At 71.7% G+C, this 5,483-nt stretch carries 6 protein-coding genes and 2 pseudogenes; 3 read left to right on the top strand and 5 right to left on the bottom strand.

Features of this window, described 5'->3' with window-relative positions; genetic code table 11:
• Both AOK15_RS45895 and AOK15_RS37560 read left to right on the top strand, forming a co-directional pair.
• Window positions 1–258 (top strand): annotated as a pseudogene (locus tag AOK15_RS45895) (ABC transporter permease); the annotation flags it as partial.
• An 86-nt stretch (window positions 259–344) separates the two neighbouring features.
• Window positions 345–1,244, top strand: coding sequence for a glycine betaine ABC transporter substrate-binding protein (locus tag AOK15_RS37560; RefSeq protein WP_079058927.1), 900 nt, complete (start codon window positions 345–347; stop codon window positions 1,242–1,244).
• Window positions 1,245–1,304: 60 nt separating this feature from the next.
• On the opposite strand, the gene AOK15_RS45375 is transcribed toward AOK15_RS37560, so the two are convergent.
• The 3 genes from AOK15_RS45375 to AOK15_RS37550 all read right to left on the bottom strand — a co-directional run bounded on the left by AOK15_RS45375 (window position 1,305) and on the right by AOK15_RS37550 (window position 2,885).
• The gene (locus AOK15_RS45375) at window positions 1,305–1,460 is read right to left on the bottom strand and encodes a hypothetical protein (RefSeq protein WP_157870487.1); all 156 of its coding nucleotides are present in this window, start codon (window positions 1,458–1,460) and stop codon (window positions 1,305–1,307) included.
• Between the two features lie 33 nt (window positions 1,461–1,493).
• Window positions 1,494–2,294, bottom strand: a complete 801-nt coding sequence (locus AOK15_RS37555) for a S16 family serine protease (RefSeq protein WP_055523220.1) — start codon at window positions 2,292–2,294, stop codon at window positions 1,494–1,496.
• A 72-nt stretch (window positions 2,295–2,366) separates the two neighbouring features.
• Entirely contained in the window at window positions 2,367–2,885 is a 519-nt protein-coding gene (locus AOK15_RS37550; protein WP_055523217.1) for a MarR family winged helix-turn-helix transcriptional regulator, read from the bottom strand.
• Between the two features lie 57 nt (window positions 2,886–2,942).
• Between AOK15_RS37550 and AOK15_RS37545 the strand changes: the two genes are divergently transcribed.
• Window positions 2,943–3,806 carry an alpha/beta fold hydrolase gene (locus AOK15_RS37545; protein WP_055523214.1) on the top strand — a complete coding sequence of 288 codons (864 nt, stop codon included), beginning with the start codon at window positions 2,943–2,945 and terminating at the stop codon, window positions 3,804–3,806.
• Window positions 3,807–3,910: 104 nt separating this feature from the next.
• Here AOK15_RS37545 and AOK15_RS37540 read toward each other — a convergent pair whose 3' ends face one another.
• Window positions 3,911–4,552: an IclR family transcriptional regulator gene (locus AOK15_RS37540; RefSeq protein ID WP_055523212.1), complete on the bottom strand. Its 642-nt coding sequence runs from the start codon at window positions 4,550–4,552 to the stop codon at window positions 3,911–3,913.
• Between the two features lie 413 nt (window positions 4,553–4,965).
• Window positions 4,966–5,483, bottom strand: a pseudogene (locus AOK15_RS37535) (ATP-dependent helicase); the annotation flags it as partial.

Below are 5,483 nucleotides of genomic sequence, written 5' to 3'. Positions count from 1 at the left end.
GTGGCGAGGGTGGCCGTGCCGACGTTCAGGACGAGGGCCGTGCGGACGCCCGCGAGGATCAGCGGCACGGCCACCCTCGCCACCTTCGGCGGGGGCGGCGGCCTCGGCGTACTGATCACCACCGGCATCACCAACCAGCGCATGCCCGTCCTCGTCCTCGGCTCGGTCCTCACGGTGGCGCTGGCCCTGCTGGTCGACTGGCTGGCCTCGCTCGCGGAGGTGCTGCTGCGGCCGCGGGGCCTGGAGGAGGGCCCTTGAGCCATGCCGGTTCGGCGCCGCGTACGGTCGCCCTGCTCTGCGGACTGCTGGCCCTCACCGGGTGCGGGCTGACCAGCGGCTCCCCCATGACGGACGATGTGCGGCCCGGCTCCGTCGGACGGGGCCGGCCCCTGGACGGCGCCGAGCTGACCGTGACGTCGAAGGACTTCACGGAGAACCTGATCCTCGGCGCGATCATGGGCATCGCCTTCCAGGCCGCCGGCGCGGAGGTGCTCGACCGGACCGGCATCCAGGGGTCATTCGGCGCCCGGGAGGCGGTCAGGAGCGGGGAGGCGGACGCCATGTACGAGTACACGGGCACCGCCTGGATCACGTACCAGGGCAACAGCGCCCCCATCGCCGACCCGCGCCGGCAGTGGGAGGCGGTGCGCGACGCCGACCTGAGGAACGGTGTGACCTGGCTGCCGCCGTCGGCCCTGGACAACACGTACGCCCTCGCCCTCAACCGCGCCAACGCCGACCGGTACCGCACGAGGAACCTCTCCGAGGTGGCCGTCCTCGCGGGACGGGACCCGGACGCCGTCACCCTGTGCGTGGAGGGCGAGTTCGCCAACCGCACGGACGGACTGCCGGGTCTGCAGAAGGCGTACGGCATGAGCCTGCCCGCCGGGAACATCACCCAGATGGACACCGGGATCATCTACACGCAGGCGGCGAAGGGGAGTTGCGTGTACGGGGAGGTCTTCACCACCGACGGGCGCATCGCGTCGATGCGGCTGGCGGTGATGGAGGACGACCGGCGGTTCTTCCCGCACTACAACGCGGCCCCCGAGATCAACTCCGCGACCCTGAGGACGTGGCCGCGGATCGCCGACGTCCTGGCTCCCGTCACGGCGAAGCTGGACAACGACGTGGCCCGGAAGCTGAACGCCAGGGTCGACGTGGAGGGGGAGGATCCGCACCAGGTGGCGTTGGAGTGGATGGTGGCGGAGGGGTTCGTCGTCACCCCGGGCGGGGGCGAGTGAGCGGCTCCCGGCCCGCCGAGGGGACGGGACGAGGAGGAGCGGCGTTTCGGCCGCTCCACGTCACGTGCGGCGCGAGCAAGGCGGGTCGTAGCCGAGGCGGGGGAAGTGGCGGGCCCACTGGGTGCGGCTGATGGTGCCGTGGGCGGAGTCGCAGGCGTCGGCGAGCGCCCGGTGGAGGTCGGTGTACCAGATCTGCACGCTGTAGTGGGCGGTCACCGTGAGGAACGTGTCGCCCGTCGTCAGTCGGGGTCAGCAGCTGGGGACGGACCCCTTGCCCGTCTCCAGGGCCACCAGGGAGCTGACCGCGTTCTTCAGCGTGGTCACCGGGATGAGTCTGAGCCCCTTCGGCAGCTCGGCCTTCGCGTCGGCGCACTCGGCCTTGGGGACCAGGAAGATCGTGGCGCCGTCTCGGCGGGCGGCCTGGGTCTTGAGGGGCACCCCGCCGACGGCGCCGACCTTGCCGGAGCCGTCGATGGTCCCCGTACCGGCGATGACCCGGCCGCCGGTGAGGTCGCCGCCGCTGCCGTCGCCGTCGAGCTTGTCGACGATGCCGAGGGAGAACAGCAGCCCGGCGCTCGGGCCGCCGACGTCGGCGAGCCGCAGGGTGACCTTGACGTCGTCGGCGTCCTCACCGAGGTAGGCGAGGGCCGCCTCGGTGGCCGTGTCCTGGGACTGCTTCATCTCGGCCGCGTTGTACTCCTCGATCTCCTTCACGGACTCGCCGCTGGGGTAGACCGCGTCGCGCGGCATGACGGCCCGGTCGGTGCGGAACCAGTTGTCGAGCACGTCACCGAGGTCGACGTCGGCGTCGGGGCCCGTCGCCACGATGGTCGTCATGCGTAGTTCGCCGGTGGTCCGCCGGGTCTGCGCGCCGGAGATGGTGATCACCGGCTCGCCCTTGTTCTCGCCGAGGACGTTCGCCGTCATACCGGGCTGCGCGATGGTGAACGGCAACGGCGCGAACGCGACCGTCGCGAGCAGCCCCACGACGGGCACGGCACAGACGGCTACGGCGACGGGACGTGAAAGACGGGAGAGGCGAGAGAGCACGGAGTCAATCTAACGCGACGCGCGGTTCCGGCCAGGGGCCGGTGGGCGCAGGCCCGGCCCGGGTGCCGGAACTCACTTCCCGTCGGCGTCCTCGAAGACCGCGAGCATCTGGGTGAGCACATGCACACAGGTGTCGATGTCCGCGCCGGTGATGTCGCCCCCGACCTGCGCCATCAGCCGGCTCTCACGGGCGATGAGGTCGTCGATGGCGGTGCGCCCGGCGTCCGTCAGCCGGATCAGGGACGACCGCTGGTGGGCCGGGTTGGGCACCGCCTCGACGAGATCGCCGTCCGCCGCCTCGTTGACCATCCGCTGCACGAACTGCCGGCTCACCGCCAGGGCCCGCCCCATCTGCGGCACGGTCAGCGGGCCCCTGGCCCGCAGCAGCTCCAGTACGGCGCGTACGCCGATGGAGAGCCCCACGGTCGGCGCCTTCAGCTCCACGGCCTTGGTGACCCGGCGGTACAGGGGGCCGAGGACGGCGAACACCTCGTACAGCCGCCCGGCGAGGACCTCGGGCGGGAGCGGCCGGTCCTTGTCGGTGTCGTGGGCGGCTCGGCCGGTCTCGTTGTCGCTCTCGTTCTGCGTCACCCGACCAGGATGACACCTGGGTTGCCATTCCACCCGCAAGATGACACCTTAGTTGTCATGACTGATGTCTCTCAGGTGTTCACGTTCGCCTCCGACGACGGCCCGCTCGCCTACGGCGACACCGGCACGGGCCTCCCGCTGGTCCTGCTGCACGGCGGCTTCACCGATCGCCGTATGTGGCGCGATCTCGTCCCGCCGCTCTCGGCCCACCATCGGGTGATCACACCGGACGCGCGCGGCCACGGCGCCTCGGCCAACGCGAGCAGGCCGTTCCGGTTCGCCGACGACCTGGCCGCGCTGCTGCGGCACCTCGACACCGGCCCGGCCGTACTGATCGGCATGTCCATGGGCGGGGGCATCGCGGTCGACACCGCGCTGGAGCACCCGGATCTCGTACAGGGCCTCGTCGTCAGCAACGTCGGCACCAGCGAGCGCGAGTTCACGGACCCCTGGACGAAGGACTCGGTCACCCGCTACTACGGCGCGCTGATGGCCGGGGACATCGAGACCTGGCTCGACGTCGCCGCCGAGGCGGTCGTCGGCCCGTACCGCACGGCGGACGACGTGGACGCCGAGCTCATACGCCGTGTGCGGGAGATGAACCGCGACACCGTCTCCAAGCACACCCTCGGCGAGACGGACTGGCATGTCCCGGTGACGGACACCTGGGCCCGCGCCGCCGCCGTCGCCGTCCCGGTCCTCGCGGTCAATGGCGCCCTCGACGCCCCCGACCTCATCGCCATGGCCGAACGCCTCACCACCACGGTCGCCGGCCCCGGACGCGCCCTGTCCATCGAGGGCACGGCCCACTACGCCGCCATGGAACAGCCGGAGACCTTCGCGAAGCTGGTCCTGGAGTGGCTGGAGGGGCTGGAGGCGCTGGACACCCTGGAGACGTCGCAGGGCGAGCACCGACCGTAGAGCGGGCGGGCGGAGTCCGGCTCACGGGAGGGGGCACGGGGAGCCGGGTCACGGAGAGCCGGGGCAACGGGGGTGCCTCGGCTCGGCTCGGGCCGCCGCCCGTGTCAGCGGAGCGCGTCGGCGACCTCTCGGGCCGCGTCCATCACACGCGGCCCCACCCGCTCCGGCACCGCGTCCGCCAGCATGACGACACCGACGCTGCCCTCGACACCGGTCACACCGAGCAGCGGCGCCGCGGCACCGCTCGCCCCGGCCTCCAGCTCACCGTGCGTGAGCGCGTACCCGGGCCAGTCCCCCGGCTGCTGGCGGGCCGACAGGATCGCGCGTCCGGCGGCCCCACGGTCCAGCGCATGACGGAATCCGGCCCGGTAGGCGACGTGATAATCCGTCCACGTCGGCTCGACGACAGCCACGGCCAACGCTTCGCTGCCGTCGACGAGGGTGAGGTGCGCGGTGGCACCTATGTCCTCCGCCAACGACCGCAGCGCCGGCAGCGCGGCCTCCCGTACCAGCGGATGCACCTGGCGGCCCAGGCGGAGCACACCGAGCCCGACCCGGGCACGTCCGCCCAGGTCACGTCGTACGAGGGAGTGCTGCTCCAGCGTGGCGAGCAGACGGTACACAACGGTCCGGTTGACCCCGAGCTTGTTGGACAGCTCGGTGACGGTCAGCCCGTGGTCGGTGTCGGCGAGAAGTTTGAGGACACGCAGTCCCCGATCCAGCGTCTGAGAGGTCTCCGCGGTCACGACGCCCACTCCTTCGTGGTGAGGGCGGCGGCCCCCTTCGCGAGGGATGCGTCACCGGTCCCGTCGGCGACGCGCTACAGAGGCCGCCGATCGGCTGGACCCGGTTGACTTCCGGGCGGAGTCGCTTCACGGCTGCGCTCCGCGGCGGCGCTGCCACGGGGCGTTTGCGTAGCGGGACAGTAGACGAGCCGGTTCGCTGAGCGGAAGACTCCGTCCAGAATCCGGTCAAGGAGCGGTACGGACTACTTCGATTTGTCGCGAAATGTAGGGGCACGACTCACAGGGCACACACAGCGCGCCGCCCGGCGCGCGGGCACCTCCACACGCCGCACGAACAGCCGTCATCCACCCGCGCGCCACCGCACGAACAGCCGACATCCACCCGCGCGGGCGACGCCCCGGAGGCGCCGCCGTCACTTCATGCGGGTGGCCCACTCCTGCACCTTGGCGATGCGCTGCCGCAGTTGGCCCGCGGTGGCCTCGGCGCTCGGCGGGCCGCCGCACACCCGCCGAACCTCGGTGTGGATGACGCCGTGCGGTTTGCCGCTCTGGTGGGAGTAGGCGCCGACCATGCTGTTGAGCTGCTTGCGCAGTTCGAGGAGTTCCTTGTGGGTGACGACGGGCCGGCGGTCCGCGGGGAGCTCGACGAGGTCGGCCTCCGCGTCCGGCTTCCGGCGGCTGTGCGCGATCTGCCGGGCCTGCCGCTTCTGGAGCAGGAGCTGCACCTGGTCGGGTTCGAGGAGCCCCGGGATCCCGAGGTAGTCCTGCTCCTCCTCGCTTCCCGGGTGGGCCTGCATACCGAACTCGGCGCCGTTGTACATGACCCGGTCGAAGACCGCGTCGGACTCCAGCGCCTCGAACGGCAGCATGTCCTGCTCACCGGTGTCCTCGTCCTGCTGCCGCTCCGCCTCGGCGAGGAGCTTCTCCTCCT

This window comes from Streptomyces ossamyceticus (assembly GCF_001418475.1).
GTDB classification, from domain to species: Bacteria; Actinomycetota; Actinomycetes; order Streptomycetales; family Streptomycetaceae; genus Streptomyces; species Streptomyces ossamyceticus.
This window is presented reverse-complemented; position numbering and strand designations above follow the sequence as displayed.